This window comes from Flavobacterium notoginsengisoli, from assembly GCF_014207905.1.
Classification (GTDB): domain Bacteria; phylum Bacteroidota; class Bacteroidia; order Flavobacteriales; family Flavobacteriaceae; genus Flavobacterium; species Flavobacterium notoginsengisoli_A.
In genome coordinates, this window is the sequence record NZ_JACHLB010000001.1 from 1,051,006 (window position 1) to 1,069,347 (window position 18,342).

Annotated in this window: 18 protein-coding genes; 7 read left to right on the forward strand and 11 right to left on the reverse strand. The window is 32.7% G+C overall.

The features are described 5' to 3' along the window. Positions 1-56: 56 nt before the first annotated feature. Complete coding sequence (locus HNP35_RS04535) at positions 57-1,133, forward strand: fatty acid desaturase family protein (protein WP_184158020.1); 1,077 nt, start codon at positions 57-59, stop codon at positions 1,131-1,133. A 78-nt stretch (positions 1,134-1,211) separates the two neighbouring features. Here HNP35_RS04535 and HNP35_RS04540 read toward each other — a convergent pair whose 3' ends face one another. From HNP35_RS04540 to HNP35_RS04560, 5 genes are all read right to left on the reverse strand, one after another. Next, positions 1,212-3,356, reverse strand: coding sequence for a polyribonucleotide nucleotidyltransferase (locus HNP35_RS04540; protein ID WP_184158019.1), 2,145 nt, complete (start codon positions 3,354-3,356; stop codon positions 1,212-1,214). A gap of 167 nt (positions 3,357-3,523) precedes the next feature. Continuing rightward, a complete protein-coding gene (rpsO, locus tag HNP35_RS04545) occupies positions 3,524-3,790 on the reverse strand; it encodes a 30S ribosomal protein S15 (RefSeq protein WP_057117622.1) in 267 nt (88 codons plus the stop codon). A 159-nt stretch (positions 3,791-3,949) separates the two neighbouring features. Next, positions 3,950-4,888 carry an energy transducer TonB gene (locus tag HNP35_RS04550; RefSeq protein ID WP_184158017.1) on the reverse strand — a complete coding sequence of 313 codons (939 nt, stop codon included), beginning with the start codon at positions 4,886-4,888 and terminating at the stop codon, positions 3,950-3,952. A 26-nt stretch (positions 4,889-4,914) separates the two neighbouring features. After that, positions 4,915-5,610, reverse strand: coding sequence for a hypothetical protein (locus tag HNP35_RS04555; RefSeq protein ID WP_184158015.1), 696 nt, complete (start codon positions 5,608-5,610; stop codon positions 4,915-4,917). A 33-nt stretch (positions 5,611-5,643) separates the two neighbouring features. Beyond that, on the reverse strand, positions 5,644-6,099 hold the full coding sequence (locus HNP35_RS04560; protein ID WP_184158013.1) for a GAF domain-containing protein: 456 nt from the start codon (positions 6,097-6,099) through the stop codon (positions 5,644-5,646). Positions 6,100-6,169: 70 nt separating this feature from the next. On the opposite strand from HNP35_RS04560, the gene xrtF reads away from it, so the two are divergent. The 6 genes from xrtF to HNP35_RS04590 all read left to right on the forward strand — a co-directional run bounded on the left by xrtF (position 6,170) and on the right by HNP35_RS04590 (position 10,901). Further along, positions 6,170-6,706, forward strand: coding sequence for an exosortase family protein XrtF (gene xrtF, locus HNP35_RS04565; RefSeq protein ID WP_184158011.1), 537 nt, complete (start codon positions 6,170-6,172; stop codon positions 6,704-6,706). Then, on the forward strand, positions 6,696-7,142 hold the full coding sequence (locus tag HNP35_RS04570; protein WP_184158009.1) for an exosortase F system-associated membrane protein: 447 nt from the start codon (positions 6,696-6,698) through the stop codon (positions 7,140-7,142). Before xrtF ends, HNP35_RS04570 begins: the two co-directional genes overlap by 11 nt. Before the next feature lie 47 nt (positions 7,143-7,189). Next, positions 7,190-7,588, forward strand: a complete 399-nt coding sequence (locus tag HNP35_RS04575) for an HYC_CC_PP family protein (RefSeq protein ID WP_184158007.1) — start codon at positions 7,190-7,192, stop codon at positions 7,586-7,588. 119 nt (positions 7,589-7,707) lie between these two features. After that, a complete protein-coding gene (locus tag HNP35_RS04580) occupies positions 7,708-9,714 on the forward strand; it encodes a TonB-dependent receptor plug domain-containing protein (protein WP_184158005.1) in 2,007 nt (668 codons plus the stop codon). A gap of 31 nt (positions 9,715-9,745) precedes the next feature. Next, positions 9,746-10,087, forward strand: a complete 342-nt coding sequence (locus HNP35_RS04585; protein ID WP_184158003.1) for a heavy-metal-associated domain-containing protein — start codon at positions 9,746-9,748, stop codon at positions 10,085-10,087. Positions 10,088-10,220: 133 nt separating this feature from the next. Then, positions 10,221-10,901 (forward strand): DedA family protein, encoded by a 681-nt coding sequence (locus HNP35_RS04590; RefSeq protein WP_184158001.1) that lies wholly within the window; start codon positions 10,221-10,223, stop codon positions 10,899-10,901. Positions 10,902-11,056: 155 nt separating this feature from the next. Here HNP35_RS04590 and rodA read toward each other — a convergent pair whose 3' ends face one another. From rodA to purH, 6 genes are all read right to left on the reverse strand, one after another. After that, positions 11,057-12,292: a rod shape-determining protein RodA gene (rodA, locus tag HNP35_RS04595; protein WP_184157999.1), complete on the reverse strand. Its 1,236-nt coding sequence runs from the start codon at positions 12,290-12,292 to the stop codon at positions 11,057-11,059. Positions 12,293-12,307: 15 nt separating this feature from the next. Further along, positions 12,308-14,281: a penicillin-binding protein 2 gene (mrdA, locus tag HNP35_RS04600; protein ID WP_184157997.1), complete on the reverse strand. Its 1,974-nt coding sequence runs from the start codon at positions 14,279-14,281 to the stop codon at positions 12,308-12,310. Continuing rightward, entirely contained in the window at positions 14,278-14,784 is a 507-nt protein-coding gene (locus HNP35_RS23760; RefSeq protein ID WP_246453326.1) for a rod shape-determining protein MreD, read from the reverse strand. Before HNP35_RS23760 ends, mrdA begins: the two co-directional genes overlap by 4 nt. Next, positions 14,777-15,601 carry a rod shape-determining protein MreC gene (gene mreC, locus HNP35_RS04605; RefSeq protein ID WP_184157995.1) on the reverse strand — a complete coding sequence of 275 codons (825 nt, stop codon included), beginning with the start codon at positions 15,599-15,601 and terminating at the stop codon, positions 14,777-14,779. Before mreC ends, HNP35_RS23760 begins: the two co-directional genes overlap by 8 nt. Positions 15,602-15,712: 111 nt before the next feature. Continuing rightward, positions 15,713-16,741, reverse strand: coding sequence for a rod shape-determining protein (locus tag HNP35_RS04610; RefSeq protein ID WP_008466528.1), 1,029 nt, complete (start codon positions 16,739-16,741; stop codon positions 15,713-15,715). Between the two features lie 56 nt (positions 16,742-16,797). After that, positions 16,798-18,324 (reverse strand): bifunctional phosphoribosylaminoimidazolecarboxamide formyltransferase/IMP cyclohydrolase, encoded by a 1,527-nt coding sequence (gene purH, locus HNP35_RS04615; protein ID WP_184157994.1) that lies wholly within the window; start codon positions 18,322-18,324, stop codon positions 16,798-16,800. Between the last annotated feature and the right edge of the window lie 18 nt (positions 18,325-18,342).

Below are 18,342 nucleotides of genomic sequence, written 5' to 3' on the forward strand. Positions count from 1 at the left end.
AATTGAAATGCGATAAATGCAATAGGTTTGCTTTGTAATTTTAAAAAGATATTTTTATGAAAGCTAAATATTTTAATAAATCTGAAGAAGAAAAACTCTTCTTTTCTACATTAAAGAAACGAGTTTATGAACAGCTTCAAGGGAGAATTATTTCTTATGGAGATGCCAGATTTTGGTTTAAAGGCCTGTTTTGGACATTCGTTTGTTATTTATCATACATTGCACTTTTTTCGGATTCTATAAGTAAAATGAGTTTTTGGCTGCTGTATGTTGTTTTTCAATTATCTGGATTGTTAATAGGATTTAGTTTTGGTCATGATGCTTCGCATAATACGGCTTTCAAAAATAAAAAAGCAAATTCGGTTCTGCATTTTCTTAGTTTTCTAACCGTCGGAATTGATCCGTTGCTTTGGGGATTAAGGCATATACGATCGCATCATTTATATGCTAATGTAGAGGGAAGTGATGTAGATATTGATAAAAATCCTTTCTTGAGATTGGGGCCAACACATACTTGGAAGCCCATGCATAAATATCAAGTCTATTATGCACCTTTCGTTTATATGTTTACTTTATTGCATTCAGTTTTTATGAGTGATTGGGTGTATTTATTTTCAAACGAATATGATTGGATGAAACGAGGAGTTCCAAAGACGGAATTATATTTTAGATTTCTATTATATAAAATGATTTATTTTTCTCTGGTTTTAATTCTTCCTATTTTGTTTTCTCATTTTGATTGGAGCTTTGTCGTTTTGAGTTACTTTACTGCCAGTGCTTTTACGTCAATGGTTTTTATCATCATGTTGGTAGGAACACATTTTTTTGACGGCGCAGATTATCCAGAACCCGAGGGAGAGTTTTTAGAACATACTTGGGCAGTTCATCAGCTTCATACTAGCTGTGATTGGAATGCAGATAAAAGTTGGGCTAGATTTTTAAGCGGAGGTTCAAATTGTCATGCGGCACATCATCTCTTTCCAAATATATGCCATACAAACTATAGTGAGATAAATTCGATAATAGAAGAAACAACAAAAGAGTTTAAGCAGCCATATCATCATAAAACCTTGTTTAAAATGATGTTTTCTCATTTTACGCATCTCCACAAAATGGGTAATCCACAAAATTAAATTATAAAACGAAAAACCCCAATTCAAATTTTGAATTGGGGTTTCCTATGAATAAACCTTTAGTAAACTAAGATCTGATTACTCTTTTTTCTCCTCACGTGGAGGTCTTGGAACAAGCGCTTTTTTAGACACTTTTTCTTTTTTCGTTTTAGGATCAATTCCTAAGTATTTCACTTGGAAAACATCTCCCATTTTAACTACGTCAGCAACATTTTCAGTACGCTCCCAAGCTAATTCAGAAACGTGAAGCAATACTTCGTTTCCTGGTGCAGCAGTATATTCTACTACAGCTCCGAAATCTAGCATTTTGATTACTTTAACTTCATAAGCTTCTCCCATTTGAGGTTTGAAAGTTAAAGCGTCAATTTTAGCCAATACAGTTTTGATTCCTTCTGGATCAGTTCCTAAAATTTCAACAACACCTTGTTCGTCAACTTCGTTGATAACGATAGTTGTACCAGTAGCTTTTTGTAATTCTTGAATTACTTTTCCTCCAGGTCCGATTAATGCTCCAATAAAGTTTCCAGGAATAGTTCTAGTAATGATTTTTGGTGCGTGTGCTTTTACGTCAGCTCTTGGAGTAGCGATTGTTTCAGTTAATTTTCCTAAAATATGCAAACGTCCATCACGAGCTTGAGCTAAAGCTTGCTCCATAATGTCATAACGTAAACCATCAATTTTGATATCCATTTGACAAGCAGTGATACCGTCAGCAGTTCCAGTTACTTTAAAGTCCATATCTCCTAAGTGATCTTCATCTCCTAAGATATCAGACAATACAGCAAATTTCTCTCCATCTGTAATCAATCCCATAGCGATGCCAGAAACTGGTTTTGTCATTTGAACTCCAGCATCCATTAAAGCCATTGTTCCAGCACAAACTGTTGCCATAGAAGAAGAACCATTAGATTCTAAAACTTCAGAAACAACACGAATTGTATAAGGACAATCTGCAGGAATCATATTTTTTAATGCTCTTTGAGCTAAGTTACCGTGACCAACTTCTCTTCTTGAAGTTCCTCTAAGTGGTTTTGCTTCACCAGTAGAGAAAGGAGGGAAGTTATAGTGTAAGTAGAATTTCTCTTCACCTTGTTCAGAAGGAGAATCGATTTGGTTAGCTTCTCTAGAAGTTCCTAAAGTTACTGTAGCCAAAGCTTGAGTTTCTCCACGTGTAAATAAAGATGATCCGTGAACTCTTGGTAAATAATCAGTTTCACACCAGATTGGTCTGATATCTGTAGTTTTTCTACCATCTAAACGAACACCTAGTTCTAAAACAACGTTACGAACAGCTTCTTTGTTCGTTTTGTAGAAATATTTACCAACTAAGCCTGCTAAATCTGCATTTTCAGCATATTCTTCTTCAGTAAATAAAGCTTTTGCTTCTTCTTTAACAGCAGCAAATTTTTCGCCTCTTTCAGCTTTTCCAGAAGCTTCTTGCGCAATTGCGTAGCATTTGTCGTAAGCAGCAGCTTTTACTTTAGCATAAACAGCTTCGTCTTCAATTTCTCCTTCGTAAGTTCTGTATTCTTGAGAGCTAAGTTGTGCTCTTAATCGTTGTTGCGCTTCAATTTGAACTTTGATCGCCTCGTGAGCAAATTTAATAGCCTCGATCATTTCAGCTTCAGAGATTTCTTTCATCTCACCTTCAACCATTGCAACAGAATCCATAGATGCACCGATCATCATGTCGATATCAGATTTTTCTAATTCTTCTCTGCTTGGATTGATTACTAATTTTCCATCAATACGAGCAACGCGTACTTCTGAAATTAAGTTGTAAAATGGAATATCTGAAACAGCTAATGCTGCAGATGCAGCTAAACCAGCTAATGCGTCTGGCATAACAGTTTCGTCATGAGACATTAACTGAATCATAACTTGTGTTTCAGCATGGTAATCGTCTGGGAAAAGTGGACGCAATACACGGTCAACTAATCTCATTGTTAATATTTCGCTATCACTTGGACGTGCTTCTCTTTTGAAGAAACCACCAGGAAAACGACCTGCTGCTGCGAATTTTTCGCGATAATCTACCGTTAATGGTAAAAAGTCAACACCAGGATTTGATGTGCGAGCTGAAACTGCTGTTGCAAGAATCATAGTATCGCCCATTCTAACTACTACAGAACCGTCAGCTTGTTTTGCTAAACGACCTGTCTCGATTGTGATGCTTCTGCCATCACCTAAATCGATTTTTTCTACAAATAATTGTGGAATCATAAATTTTTTCCTTTTTGATTATACAATGGGTTTTAGTTGTGTTGTAGTTGTTGTGTGTAGTTGTTGTTATCTAAAACCCAATGAAAAACCAAACTTTTTTTCTTGTAATAGTATGCGTGTAATGTAAAAACAAAAAGAGGCACTTTCGCACCTCTTTTCTATATTGATTATTTTCTGATATTCAATACTTTGATAATCTCACGATATCTGTTAATCTCTTTCTTTTTCAAGTAATCAAGTAACGCTCTTCTTTTACCTACTAATAGTACAAGAGAACGCTCAGTGTTGTAATCGTGACGATTTTTTTTCAAGTGTTCAGTTAAGTGAGCAATTCTGTAAGTGAACAATGCAATTTGACCTTCTGCGCTTCCAGTGTTTGTTGCACCACCGTGTTGTGCGAAAATCTCTTCTTTCTTTTCTTTAGTTAAATACATTCCAATATTATTTTAAATGATTTTTATGTATGTCAATACAACTTTTGTAAGACGGGTGCAAAATTAGATTAAAAAAACAAAAAAATCAAACAAAAATAAAAGAATCTTAAAATAGCATGTCGATTTTTATTTTCTGAACAATTCTAAGTTTCTCTCGTCTTAATTTGAAACGGTTATTGGAATTGAATATAATACTCTTACTGGTACCCCTCTTTGTTGTCCAGGAATCCAGTTTTCGTAACTAGTAACAACTCTTATAGCTTCTTCGTCAAGCCCGTAACCTAATGATTTTAGAATTTTTGGTTCAACAATTTTTCCGTCTCTTTCAATTACAAACTGAACAACTACTCTTCCTGCTATTTTATTAATTTCTGCCGCTTTTGTTTTCGTAAAATTAGAACCAACAAATTGATAAAAATCATTAATTCCTTTTTGTGGAATTGGTTTTGATTCTAAAACATTATATCGTGTTTCTTTTCCAGAAGAATCTATAGTCTTCCCCGAGATAAATTTTCCTCCAGCATAAATATCGACATAACGGCGGTTGTTTTCTTCGTCGAAAATGTTCCATTCGCCATCCTTAAAGCCATTTTTTAAATTGCCTTTTCCTGAATGTGTTCCTTCTTCTTCATATGTGCCATTTCCTTTTTTTACGGTTTGCATGTTTTTAGAATTCCAAAAATCATAGATTTTTAAAGTATAAATGAATCCGTTTTCAGATTCAATATATTCCCCTTTCAATTTAGGTTTTCCGTTTTCATACCATTCCAGAAATGGTCCGTTTAGTCTTGATTTGACATAGTTTTCAACTCTTTTCTTCTTGCCATTTTCATAATAATGAACATATTCACCTTCTCTAGAAAAACCCTCTTTTGTTTTAGAATTTCCTTCCATTTCTAAAACGCCAGATTTATAATAATCTTTAATTTGATATAAATCTTTTTCTGTGTAATAATCTTTTATAACTCTATAAAAACTATGTTCGCCTTTGGAGGTTTCTTTTCCCTTTGAGTCATAATAAATGGTTTTGTCTGTTGTATTTTGTGAAAAAATCCAGATTGGAAAAATTATAAGAAGAAAGACAAATTTTTTTTTCATTGAAATGAATATGTTTTTAAGTTTTTTTATTTTGATTTTAGAGTTTTTTTACCAGTCTGTTTCTCGTTTAAAGAAGAATAAGAAGTCTTAATATTGTTTGCATCAATGCTAAATCCGGAAACGAGCATCCCTTTATCGTAATTATCGGTAAACGAAATGTTTTTAGAAGAATCATTTCCTTGCCAAACGCCTTGCTTTAAACCATTTTTTATCTCGCCTTTTTGAGTTACAAACCCAATGGTTTCTTCATATTCTCCATTTCCATCGGTTACAGTTTGAGTTTTGTCTGGATCCCAACAATTAAGAATTAAGAGTTGAGATTTTTTTGTTTTTGGATCCCACAAATTTTGTTTCTCCGATTTCTTATTTTGATTTTCGTACCAATTAATTTCTTTGCCAGATTTATGGTCTTCAACATAATTTATAACCGATTCTTTAGTGCCGTTTTTGAAGTAATAAATAAACTCTCCGTCTTTTTTCAAAACATCACGATCTAAAGTAGATCCTGTCATTTTCTTTCTTCCATTTTTGTAATAATCTGTTACAACATAACGCAAGCTTTTTTGAGAATAATTGGTAATGACTCTTGTGTAAGTATAGTTTTCTGGCTTGCATTCCTGATTTAAAGAATCTAAAAATATTTTTTTAGAAACCATATTAATTTGCGCAGAAAGGCTGACTGAAATAATCAGAAGCAAAAAGAGTAGGATGTTTCTTTTCATTCAGTTCTATTTTTTAAACTAAAAATAGGACTTCTAAAATAATTTAGCAACCTCTTGATTTACAAATTCTAAAAATCTTTCATCAGCTTCTGTAAAAGGATCGATAACATGACTGTCAATGTCAATTTGCCCGATATTTACTCCGTTTACAAAAAGAGGCACTACAATTTCAGATTTTACGGTCAAACTACAAGCAATATAATTGTCTTGTGCTTTAACATCTGGGACTACAAAATTGGCATTACTTTCTGCCACTTGTCCGCAAATGCCTTTTCCAAAAGGAATAACGGTATGGTCTGTTTCTGCACCAACATAAGGTCCTAAATGTAAAGTTTTAGCTTCATGATTGGCAAAGTAAAAACCAACCCAATTATAATAATCCACATTTTCATTTAGCAGTTGGCAGATTGCTAATAATTTTTCGTCTCTACTGTTTTCATTATCAGCAACAATGCTGCTTATCTTTGGTTGTAATTCTTGAAATGTCATAATGTAAAATTTTATACAAAAGTATTTAAAGCTAAACTCAAAAAATATATAAATTTGAAAAAAAAATCTCTTGAAAAAATATTTAGTTCAATTTAAGCCTTTCTTGATTTTTGTAAGCATCTTTTTTCTGACTTATATTGTCTTGACCATGCTTTATAAATTCTACTTAAATAGTTATGAAATCAATGATATTGATGGCATTTCCTTATTTGTTGGTAAAAATGTCGAATCATTATTGAAGATTTTTGATTATAATATTATTATTCAAAAAAGCTCTCAAAATCCATGGTTGGAGATTATCCTGAATAATTTGTTTTTAGCAAGATTAATTGAAGGATGCAATGCTGTAAGTGTCATGATTCTTTTTGTTTCCTTTGTCACGGCTTTTTCAGGAAAACCTAAGAAAACAATCTTATTCATTCTATTTGGAGTAGTTTCTATTTATATTTTGAATGTATTGCGTATTGCGCTATTGGTAGTACTTTTGTACAATTTTCCAGAAAACAACAAATTAGTTCATGATATTATATTTCCATTAGTTATATATGGTTATGTTTTTCTTTTATGGATTTTTTGGATCAATAGATTTTCAAAATATGCTAAATAAATTACTCGAAAATAAATTTAAACTTATTGGTGCATGTCTTATTGTGCTTGGTTTTGCATTGGTCAGAATGTTTGAGTTGCAGCTGTTTTATGATCCTTTTTTAAATTATTTTCAGAATGACTTTAAAAATTTGCCTTATCCGCAAGTCGATAAGTTGAAGCTTTTTTGCAGTTTGTTTTTTAGATATATCTTGAATTCGATTTTGTCATTGATTTTGATTTATGTGTTGTTTCAAAATCGTGATTTTTTAAAGTTTAGTGCACTGTTATATAGTCTGTTTCTCTTAATTCTTCTAATAGCATTTTTTATTGTTTTAGACTTTTTTCCAACTGCCAGCTGGCTTCTTTTTTATGTTCGAAGATTTATAATTCAGCCAATACTAATATTGCTATTTATTCCTGGATTCTATTATCAACTTCAAAATTCAAAAAAATAACATTTGTTTAAGTTTTTTTATAAATCCTTTTTGAATAATTTTGCGGTATGAATATTAAAAAGTGTACAGGTCTGTTTTTAGCGTTCCTTTTATTGGTTTCCAATATCGGGTTTGCTCTTGATGTGCACTATTGCGGAGGAAAAATTGCCTCTATTTCATTAAATACAACTTCAAAACCTGTAATTGAAAAAAAATGCTGTGGTTCTAAAGAGAAAAAGAATTCCTGCTGCAAAGACAAACATGTTCAGATTGAGAAAAAGTCTGAAAATGCAACACTTAAGTTTTTCTTTTTTCAATTTGATTTTCCTGCCGTAATACAGGAATATAAACCATTAGTTTTTGCTGCGGTATCTAGTTTTAAAACTAGACAAACGCTTTCGTATTATGCCGATGCAAATGCGCCCCCCTTATTCAAACTATATCATCAGTATATTTTCTATTCCTGATTTTAATGTTAAGATGCTGTGCAAGTCTTGGTCAAGACTTTGTACGTACATTTTGATTGTTTTTCATTTTGAAAAAACATCAAGAATGTAATTCTATTTCAACATTAAAATCATTTTTTATGCAAAAAAAAATAATGCTTTTTGCAGCGTTTTTGCTTTCTGTTTCTATGTTTTCACAAGAAGATTTAGAGGAAGTAAAAATCAATAAAAAGCAAAAAGGAATTAAAAAATCCTTTACAGTAACTGCCAATACATCTCTAATTACAAGCAAAGAATTGCTAAAAGCCGCTTGTTGTAATCTAGCCGAAAGCTTTGAAACTAATCCATCAATTGATGTTAACTTTTCTGATGCCTTAACGGGAACTAAACAAATCAAAATGCTTGGTTTGACAAGTCCTTATTTAATGATAACAGAAGAAAATATTCCTTCTGTTCGTGGAGCTTCTCAAGCTTATGGTTTATCATTTACGCCAGGAACTTGGATTGAAAGTGTTCAGATCACAAAAGGGGCGGGAAGTGTGATTAATGGTTACGAAAGCATTTCGGGACAGATTAACACAGAGCTTTTAAAGCCTCTTAGTGATATTCCATTTTTTCTGAATGCTTATGGCTCAACCGATTCTCGATTTGAATTAAATACCCATTTCAATAAAAAACTGTCTGACAAATGGGCAACAAGTTTATTTGTTCACGGAAATACTCGTGTCGCAAAAAATGACATGAACAATGATGGATTTCTAGATAATCCATTAGGAAAACAAATCAATGTTTTAAACCGTTATCAATATTATAATCCTGAAAGTGGTTTAGTAAGTTTTATCAATTTCAGATATATGAATGATAAAAAACAGACAGGAGAACTTGATTTTGATAAAGATCGTGATCGCGGAACTACAAATTATTGGGGTTCAGAAATTAATACCGAACGCTTTGATGTTTCAACTAAAATCGGATATGTTTTTAAAGATATGCCTTATCAAAGTATTGGTTTTCAAAATGCTTTTAATAGTCATAAACAAGATTCTTATTTCGGTTTAAATCAATACGATATAAAACAAAATAGTTTTTATTCTAATTTGATTTTCAACTCGATTATAAACAATACAATGCACAAGTTTACAACGGGATTGAATTTTAGCTATGATCAATATCAAGAATTTGTAAACTTAACAGATGTAAGCCGAATCGATAATTCAGTTGGTGCTTTCTTTGAATATACATACGATAACACCGATAATTTCAGTTTGGTTTTAGGAGGAAGGGTAGACAATCATAATCGATTAGGATTTTTTGTTACTCCAAGATTACACATGCGATACAATCCTTGGAAGAATGGAGTTGTGCGTTTTTCAGCAGGAAGAGGAAAACGTTCTGCGAATATTTTTGCCGAAAATCAGCAGCTTTTTGCAAGTTCAAGAACGTTTTCAGTTTTAGACTCAAATGGAAAAGTGTATGGATTAAATCCAGAAATTGCTTGGAATTACGGAGTAAGTTTTTCACAGAAATTCAAGATTTTTGGTAAAAATGCCGATGCAGGTTTCGATTTGTATCGAACAGATTTTCAAAATCAGGCAGTGGTTGATGTGATGCAGAGTCCACAGCAAGTTTTGTTTTATGATTTAAAAGGAAGTTCGTTTGCAAACAGCCTACAAGTTGAGTTTAATTATGAGTTGATTCATAATTTAAATTTAAGAACGGCTTACAAATATTACGATATTCAAACAGATTATTTAAGAGGTTCGTTTCAGCGTCCTTTGCAGGCAAAACATCGTTTTTTAGGGAATTTAGAGTATGAAACAACTTTAAATGATGATAAACAATGGAGATTTGATTTTACTTATAATTGGTCAGGAAAGCAGCAATTGCCTTACACGGCATCAAATCCTGTAGAAGATCAATTTCCAGATTTTTCACCAGCTTATGCAGTAATGAATGCACAAGTAACACGTGTTTTTTCTTCAGTTTTCGAAGTGTATATCGGAGGGGAAAATATTGGAAATTATAAACAAGAAAAAGCAATTTTAGGAGCAGATAATCCTTTTGGTCCTAATTTTGATGCGTCGGTTGCATACGCGCCTATTTTTGGTCAAATGTATTATGCGGGATTACGATTTAAGATTAAATAATAGTATTAACAACAATAAATATTTTAATAAAATGAATAAATTATTTTTAATAGCGATAATTACTTTTTTAGGATTTTCAGCTCAAGCACAAACTAAAAAGAACAAAAATTTAAAATATACAACAGAGGTAAACGGTAACTGCGAGCAATGCAAAAAAAGAATTGAAAAAGCAGCCTACGGAGTTCCAGGTGTAAAGACAGCAAGTTGGGATATCAGTTCTCATCAGCTTTCTGTTATTTTGAATGAAGAAAAAACTACTCCTCTAGACTTAAACAAAGCAATTGCCAAAGTAGGTCATGATACTAAGGAAGTTAAAGCTACAACAGAAGATTATGACAACTTGCATAGCTGTTGTAAGTATGTAAGAGAATAATTATTGCTTAAGCCCAAACCTTAGTTTGGGCTTTTTTTAATAGTTAATTTATGTTTAAAATACCGCATTTAATTGTAGTTAAAGTAAATTATTGTTACTTTCACAGACTTATAAAGATAACCAATCTCGTTTTATGAATAATTTTGAATGGACCCAGTTACTAAACCCTGAATTTTATATTACTTTAAGTGTCGGAGGTTTTCAAATTGGGTTGTTTATTGTGCTGTTTATAGTTTTTGCTGAAACAGGACTTTTTGCAGGTTTTTTTCTGCCTGGAGACAGTTTGCTTTTTTTAGCAGGTATTTACAGTCGTGATTTAATTGAAAATGTTTTATTTATTCCAAACGACTTTGTAAACGTGTTTTTACTGGCAACAGCTGTTGCAATAATGGGAGTTTTAGGAAATATGACTGGTTATTGGTTTGGAGCAAAAAGCGGTTATTATTTATTTAAAAAAGAAGATACGTTTTGGTTTAAGAAAAAATACCTTCTTCAGTCGAAAGATTTCTTTGAAAAGTATGGTGGAAAAGCAATTATCTACGCGAGATTCCTTCCAATTTTTAGAACATTCGCTCCAATAGTTGCAGGAATTGTATCAATGGATAAAAAGAAGTTTATGTTTTATAATATTTTGAGTTCTTTCCTTTGGTCATTCATCTTAATCTTTGCAGGACATTATTTATACGGAGTATTTTTGAAGCAAGGAATAGATTTGAAAAAACACATTGAATACATTATTATCATTATTATCATCATATCAACATTCCCAGTTCTATTAAAGCTTTTAAAAAAGAGACCAAACGAACAGATATAATTTAAAAATAAGACATAAAAAAATCCGAAGTTAATTAAGCTTCGGATTTTTTTATGGTTATAAATTTTATAATTAAATGGATTCTTTCGTGTTTTAAAAATCCTATTTGTAAGTCTAGCTTGGAATTTGGAATTTAAGAATTGAATGTTTTAGACTTACCATTCATTCACTTTATTGGCATCCATTTTAAGGAAAATAAACAACAATATCGTAAATCCCCAAAGTCCAGAACCTCCGTATGAAAAGAAGGGAAGAGGGACACCAATTGTCGGGAAAATTCCAATTACCATGGCAATATTTACAAAGAAGTGTATAAATAAAATTCCAGCGACACAATATCCGTAGACTCGGCTGAATTTGGTTTTTTGTCTTTCGGCTAGATAAATCACTCTAAGTAATAATCCAACAAAAAGCGCAATAACAACCACAGAACCTGCAAATCCCCATTCTTCACCTACAGTCGTAAAGATATAATCGGTATGTTGTTCTGGTACGAATCCGCCTTTAGTTTGTGTGCCTTCAAGAAAACCTTTTCCGATCCATCCACCAGATCCAATCGCAATTTCAGATTGATTGGTATTGTATCCAATACCTTTCATGTCTACAGTTTTACCTAATAAGATGTTGAAACGATCTCTGTGGTGTTGCTTGAAAACGTTATCAAAAACATAGTCAACAGAGAAAACAAAACCAGAGATTAATGCCAACAAGATTGCGCTAAGTAATAGATTACGGTCAACAACTCTTCCTTTAAAATGAATAATAGCTAGAATAATAAAAGCTATTCCAATAACAACATAAGGTTCCAGTACTAATGTAAGTACAAATAGAGCTATTGTTATAAAGGCTGTCCAAACATACCAAGAAGGTAATCCTTCTCTATATAATACTAAAATGAAAACACTATATATTAAAGCACTTCCTGGGTCAGGCTGAGGTAAAATTAGCATTACTGGCAATAACATAATTGCTAAAGCCTGAATCTGTCTGTTTGTTTCTTTTAGATTAATCTGCGTATCACTTAGATATTTAGCCAAAGCTAATGAAGTTGCGGCTTTGGCAAACTCTGACGGTTGCAAAGTAAAACTTCCTATTGCGTACCAGCATCGTTGTCCAGCAATTGTTTTTCCAAAGAGAAATAATCCTGCAAGGGACAGTAAAGAAACACCAAATATGATACTGGCATATTTTTCGTAAAATTTACCGTCAACAAAAAGCACTACAAATATCAAAGGAACTGTACAGCAAATAAAAATCAATTGCTTTTGATAAGTTCCATCTGTTGACAACAAAGAAGACGAATAAATATTCAGCCAGCCTAAAGTTACCAACGCAACGTAGATAAAAACACTTATCCAATCAATATTATTTTTTACACTTTGATTTTTCATTTGAAATACTTTCTCTTAGTTTTTCTTAGTTGTGTCTACTGCTGTTTTTTTAACTTCTGTTTTTGGTGCCGTTGTAACTGGGGCTTTTGGTTTTATGATTTTAGCTTGTAAAACAGAATCTTTAGGTACAGATTCAATTGCACTTGCTGCATTCATTCCACCTAATTTAGCATATTCGGCAGCTAAACTTTTGTTTAGTACTCTTATTTCTAAATCAGTTCTTGTGATTTTTTTTCTTAGATATTTTTCAATCATTAAACTTGCAATTGGCCCTGCTACTGTCGCTCCAAAACCTCCATTTTCAATCATAACTGCAATTGCAATTTTTGGATTATCTTTTGGTGCAAAAGCTACGAAAATAGAGTGGTCTTTTAGTTTTTCTCTTTTGCCATTGATTTTTGCATAGTTCTCTGCTGTTCCTGTTTTTCCACAAATATCAATTCCTTCCACTCTTAGAGCGTAAGCTGTACCTTTATTATATACATCAAATAATCCGCTTATAACTGGCGGGAAATATTTCTGATCTATAGAAGTCACATGTTTTGTGGTAAACTTTTCGTCTATTTTTTCGCCTTCAATCTTTTTAATGATATGAGGTGTGTAATAATAACCTTGATTGGCCACAGTAGCCATCATATTTGCTAACTGAACAGGAGTCATTAAAACCTCTCCTTGACCAATTGCATTAGATACAATTGTTGAGCTTCTCCATCCGCCATTAGGATAAATTCTTTTATAAGTTTTAGAAGTTGGAATGTTTCCTCTTTTTCCAGTAGGTAAATCATAACCCATAAATTGACCTAAACCAAAACTTTTTACGTGACTGCTCCAAACATCAACAGCTTGACCTGGATCTTTGTATTTGTTGATGGTAAGCATATAAGCTTGGCCAAAATAAGTGTTACAGGAATTGTAAATTCCGTTATGCAATTGGTGCGGACCAAAACCGTGACACTTCATGAATCGGCCTCCTCCATAACTAAAACCATGATGACACATAAATGTCGTTTGTTCGTTTACAACACCTTCCTGAAGTGCAATCAAACCAGTCAAAATTTTAAAAGGAGAACCTGGAGGATATTCAGCAAGCAATCCTCTGTCATATAATGGTTTCGCAATAGAATCATTATATAAAAGAGTATAGTTTTTGGATCTTTGTCTTCCAACTAAAATTCCGGGATCGTAAGATGGAGCGGTAACAAGCGCTAAAATCTCACCAGTTTTTGGTTCAAGTGCTACGATTCCACCTCTTTTGTTGATCATTAATTCCTCGCCATATTTTTGAAGTTCAGCATCAATTGTTAAATTGATATCTTCTCCCGCAACGGCAATTGTATCGTATTTCCCTTCTTTATAAGAGCCAATTTCTCTATTGTATTTATCTTTTTGAATGTATTTAACGCCTTTAATACCGCGCAATACTTCTTCGTAACTTTCTTCTACACCTTGTCTTCCGATTAAATCTCCACTATTATAGTATGGATTTTTTGCAATTTGGGCTTCATTTACTTGTGTAATAGAACCAAAAATATTGGCGCCATAATCTACTTCGTAATCACGGAGAGATCTTTTTTGGAAATAGAAACCATCATATTTTCTTATTTTCTCTTGAAAAGCAGCAAATTCATTCTTATTCAATTGAGATAAAAATACAGAAGGAAGCCTTGGACTATAAACTTTTGCTTTTTCAATACGCTTGTGATATTCCTCTTGTGTAATATTCAGTAATGCGCAGAATTCAGCTATATTAAGGTCTTTCTTTATTTCTCTCGGAATAACCATAATATCATAAGAAGCCTGGTTTGCAACAAGAAGTTTGCCGTGTCGATCGTAGATATAACCTCTTTCAGGATAGTCGTAGACTTTCTTTATCGCGTTATTTTCTGATTTTAGTTTGAAAGAATCATCAATAACTTGAAGGTAAAAGATTCTGATCACTAGCAAAGATGCTGCAATAATTATTATAGTGGGCAGCAGAACTTTTCTCATCGTTTATTGGGCTTAATAAGATATATGATTATTATGGAAGTGATTATAGTAAAAATAGAACTAAATAAAGTTCTGAGTAAAATGTCCCAAATAAATTTGAACTGGAATGCTTCAAGAACAAATAATACAATGTGATGCATTAAAACCGAAACCAGAATAAATGAAAAACGTTCTGGTGTTAAAGATTCATTTAGCTTAATAGTTTGATATTCGTAACTGAGACCAAATGAAAATTTGAAAATATACGGCCTATAATATGCAAGAATAACACAGGCAGTAGCATGTATTCCGCCCGAATTACAAAACATATCCATTATTAATCCAAGTAGGAAACTCGAAATAATCAGACCAGCTTTATTGCTGTTTACAGGATAAAGAATTATATATAAAATATACGGAAAAGGACTTATGTACCCTAAGAAATTCATATTGTTGAAAATAACAACCTGAATCGCTAGCAGTATGATAAATCGAAAAATATTGAGTAACACTGCGCTATTCATCTTTTTCCTTTTTTTCTAAATTAATAAGTTCTTCTCTGTCCTTGCTTTTGATAATATAAACGTGTCCTAAGTTTGTCATGTCGTTAAACAATTTCACTTTTATGACATAAAAACTTGTTTCCGTTTCTCTGTAAATGGTTTCAACGGTTCCAATGTTTATTCCTTCAGGGAAAATTACAGATTGTCCTCCTGTTACAATCGTATCGCCTTTTCTAACTGAGGCTAATCTTGGAACATCTTTTAATTGTACAAAACCAGTACTTACTCCGTCCCACGTTAAAGAACCGAAATGATTTGATTTTTTTAACTTGGCATTAATCTGAGATTTCATGTTCAGAATACTAATGACAGTAGAATATCTAGGAGATGTATTGTCGACAATACCGACAATTCCTAAACTGTTTATTACTCCCATATCTGGTTTTACACCTTCATTAGAACCAGAGTTTAAAGTAAGAAAGTTTTCGTGTGTGCTGTAAGTATTGTGAATTACTTTTGAAACAATAATATCAGCAGGTTTTACACCTTTGATAGTATCTGGTAAAGGTAATTTTGTAGTGTCTTCTTTATTGAATAAAAGACTTTTTAATCTTGCGTTCTCAAGTACAAGTTCGTCATTTTCAGCTCTTAAATTCAAGTATTCGTTAACACGATTGATTTTTTCATAAACACCGCCACTTAAAAAATTAGCTGAATTTATTACTCTACTTCTGTGAAAGGAATGGGATTGAATAGTGAGTCCTAACGAAATACCTAAAAGCAGCAAAAACAGCAATCGATTACTGTTTCTTATAATGAAATTAAATATTTGCTGCATTTCTTGTCTGGTTATTTTGTTTCAGGATATGCTTTAAGTTTTCAAGTTTTACAAGGGTCAAATATTAAAAATTCGACCCTTATAAAAGTAAATTGATTGTTATTTTGAATCTTATTTGATTAAGATACTTTTAAATTTTGCAATGTTTTTAAGTGCCATTCCTGTACCGCGAACAACAGCTCTTAATGGATCTTCAGCAATATAAACAGGTAAATCTGTTTTTTGAGAAATACGTTTGTCAAGACCTCTTAACATAGATCCACCACCTGCTAAATAAATACCAGTATTGTAGATATCTGCTGCTAATTCTGGAGGAGTTTGAGATAATGTTTCCATTACAGCATCCTCGATACGCTGAATAGATTTGTCTAATGCTTTTGCAATCTCACGGTAAGAAACATCTACTTGTTTTGGTTTCCCTGTAAGTAAGTCTCTACCTTGAACAGACATATCTTCTGGCGGTCCATCTAAATCTTCGATAGCCGCTCCAATTTGAATTTTAATTTTTTCAGCAGTACTTTCTCCAACAAATAAGTTGTGTTGTGTACGCATGTAATAAACGATATCATTTGTGAAAACGTCACCTGCAATTTTTACAGATTTGTCACAAACAATTCCGCCTAATGCGATTACGGCAATTTCAGTTGTACCACCTCCGATGTCAACAATCATGTTTCCTTTTGGTTGCATGATGTCAATTCCGATACCAATTGCCGCAGCCATTGGTTCGTGAATTAGGTAAACTTCTTTTCCGTTTACTCTTTCACAAGATTCTTTTACTGCACGCATTTCAACCTCAGTAATTCCAGAAGGAATACAAACTACCATTCTTAAAGCTGGAGTAAACATTCTCTTTTTTAATGCAGGAATGCTTTTAATGAACATATTGATCATTTTTTCCGAAGCATCAAAATCGGCAATTACACCATCTTTCAAAGGCCTTATGGTCTTGATGTTTTCATGTGTTTTACCTTGCATCATGTTGGCTTCTTTACCAACAGCGATGATTTTGCCTGAAACTCTGTCGCGTGCTACGATAGAGGGGCTGTCAATAACAACTTTATCATTATGAATGATTAAAGTGTTTGCGGTACCAAGGTCTATTGCAATATCCTCGGTCATGAAATCAAAAAATCCCATAAGTTTTTTAGGGGTTTAAAATGTTATAAATTATTTATCGAACAAAGTTAAACAAATTAATGTTTAAAATGACGTGTTCCTGTAAATACCATTGCAAGATTATTTTCGTTGCAATAATTGATACTTAATTCGTCTTTAATAGAACCTCCTGGCTGAATTACAGCAGTTATTCCTGCTTTTTTGGCTAATTCTACACAGTCCGGAAATGGGAAAAATGCATCACTTGCCATCGAAGCTCCATTCAAATCAAATCCAAATGCTTTTGCTTTATCAACTGCTTGAATTAAAGCATCAACTCTTGAAGTCTGACCTGTACCAGAAGAAATCAATGTTCCGTTTTTAGCAAATACAATAGTGTTTGATTTTGTATTCTTGCAGATTTTAGAAGCAAAGATCAAATCTTCGATCTCTTGAGCAGTAGGTTCTGTAATTGTAACGGTTTTTAAATGCTCTTTATTATCCGTAATATTATTTCTGTCCTGAATTAACAAACCATTAAGACAAGTTCTTACTTGACGAGCTGGTAATTCAACTTCATTTTGAACTAAAATGATTCTGTTCTTTTTCTCCTGTAAAACCGCTACAGCCTCATCATCGTAAGCTGGAGCAATAACCACTTCACAGAATAATTTGTTGATTTCTTGTGCTGTTTCTAAATCAATTTTTGTGTTAGAAATTAACACTCCACCAAAAGCAGAAGTTGGATCACAAGCTAAAGCTGCTAAATATGCTTCGCTGATTGTTTTTCTAGAAGCTAAACCACAAGCATTGTTATGTTTTAGAATAGCAAATGTTGGTCCGTCAGTTTTAAACTCGGCAATTAGGTTAACTGCAGCATCAACATCAAGTAGATTGTTGTATGATAATTCTTTTCCGTGAAGTTTGTTGAACATAGCATCAAAATCTCCAAAGAAGAATCCTTTTTGGTGAGGGTTTTCACCATATCTTAAAACTTGACCATTTGCAATGCTTTCTTTGTAAATAGTCTCGTCTGTGTTGAAATAGTTAAAAATAGCTCCATCGTAATGAGATGAAACGTGGAAAGCTTTAGTAGCCAACAATCTTCTGTTCTCAAGAGTTGTTGCTCCATTTTGTTCTGTAATCAAGTCTAAAAGCAAACTATACTCGTTTACAGAAGCAACAATTACAGTGTCTTTGAAATTTTTTGCACCAGCACGAATTAATGAAATTCCGCCAATATCAATTTTTTCGATAATATCTTGTTCACTTGCTCCAGAAGCAACGGTTTTTTCAAAAGGGTACAAATCAACAATTACTAAATCAATTTGAGGGATATCAAATTCTTTCATTTGCTGAACATCGTTCTCGTTATCTTGACGATTCAAAATTCCACCAAAAATTTTTGGGTGCAATGTTTTTACTCTTCCTCCAAGAATTTCTGGAAAAGAAGTAATATCTTCAACAGGAACTACCGGAATTCCAAGGTTTTTAATGAAATCTTCTGTTCCTCCAGTTGAGTAAAGTGTTACATTTTGTTCGTGTAATTTTCTAACAATTGGTTCTAATCCATCTTTAGAAAAAACAGAAATTAATGCTGATTGTATTTTTTTTGTTGTGCTCATTGTGTAGTTATGATTTTC

Coding starts and splice junctions, on each gene's coding strand:
- HNP35_RS04575 (WP_184158007.1), top strand. CDS start 7,190: ATGAATATTAAAAAGTGTACAGGTCTGTTTTTAGCGTTCCTTTTATTG.
- HNP35_RS04555 (WP_184158015.1), bottom strand. CDS start 5,610: ATGAAAAGAAACATCCTACTCTTTTTGCTTCTGATTATTTCAGTCAGC.
- rodA (WP_184157999.1), bottom strand. CDS start 12,292: ATGAAAAATCAAAGTGTAAAAAATAATATTGATTGGATAAGTGTTTTT.
- HNP35_RS04540 (WP_184158019.1), bottom strand. CDS start 3,356: ATGATTCCACAATTATTTGTAGAAAAAATCGATTTAGGTGATGGCAGA.
- HNP35_RS04560 (WP_184158013.1), bottom strand. CDS start 6,099: ATGACATTTCAAGAATTACAACCAAAGATAAGCAGCATTGTTGCTGAT.
- HNP35_RS04570 (WP_184158009.1), top strand. CDS start 6,696: ATGCTAAATAAATTACTCGAAAATAAATTTAAACTTATTGGTGCATGT.
- HNP35_RS04580 (WP_184158005.1), top strand. CDS start 7,708: ATGCAAAAAAAAATAATGCTTTTTGCAGCGTTTTTGCTTTCTGTTTCT.
- mrdA (WP_184157997.1), bottom strand. CDS start 14,281: ATGAGAAAAGTTCTGCTGCCCACTATAATAATTATTGCAGCATCTTTG.
- HNP35_RS04550 (WP_184158017.1), bottom strand. CDS start 4,888: ATGAAAAAAAAATTTGTCTTTCTTCTTATAATTTTTCCAATCTGGATT.
- mreC (WP_184157995.1), bottom strand. CDS start 15,601: ATGCAGCAAATATTTAATTTCATTATAAGAAACAGTAATCGATTGCTG.
- HNP35_RS04590 (WP_184158001.1), top strand. CDS start 10,221: ATGAATAATTTTGAATGGACCCAGTTACTAAACCCTGAATTTTATATT.
- HNP35_RS23760 (WP_246453326.1), bottom strand. CDS start 14,784: ATGAATAGCGCAGTGTTACTCAATATTTTTCGATTTATCATACTGCTA.
- HNP35_RS04585 (WP_184158003.1), top strand. CDS start 9,746: ATGAATAAATTATTTTTAATAGCGATAATTACTTTTTTAGGATTTTCA.
- purH (WP_184157994.1), bottom strand. CDS start 18,324: ATGAGCACAACAAAAAAAATACAATCAGCATTAATTTCTGTTTTTTCT.
- rpsO (WP_057117622.1), bottom strand. CDS start 3,790: ATGTATTTAACTAAAGAAAAGAAAGAAGAGATTTTCGCACAACACGGT.
- HNP35_RS04535 (WP_184158020.1), top strand. CDS start 57: ATGAAAGCTAAATATTTTAATAAATCTGAAGAAGAAAAACTCTTCTTT.
- HNP35_RS04610 (WP_008466528.1), bottom strand. CDS start 16,741: ATGGGATTTTTTGATTTCATGACCGAGGATATTGCAATAGACCTTGGT.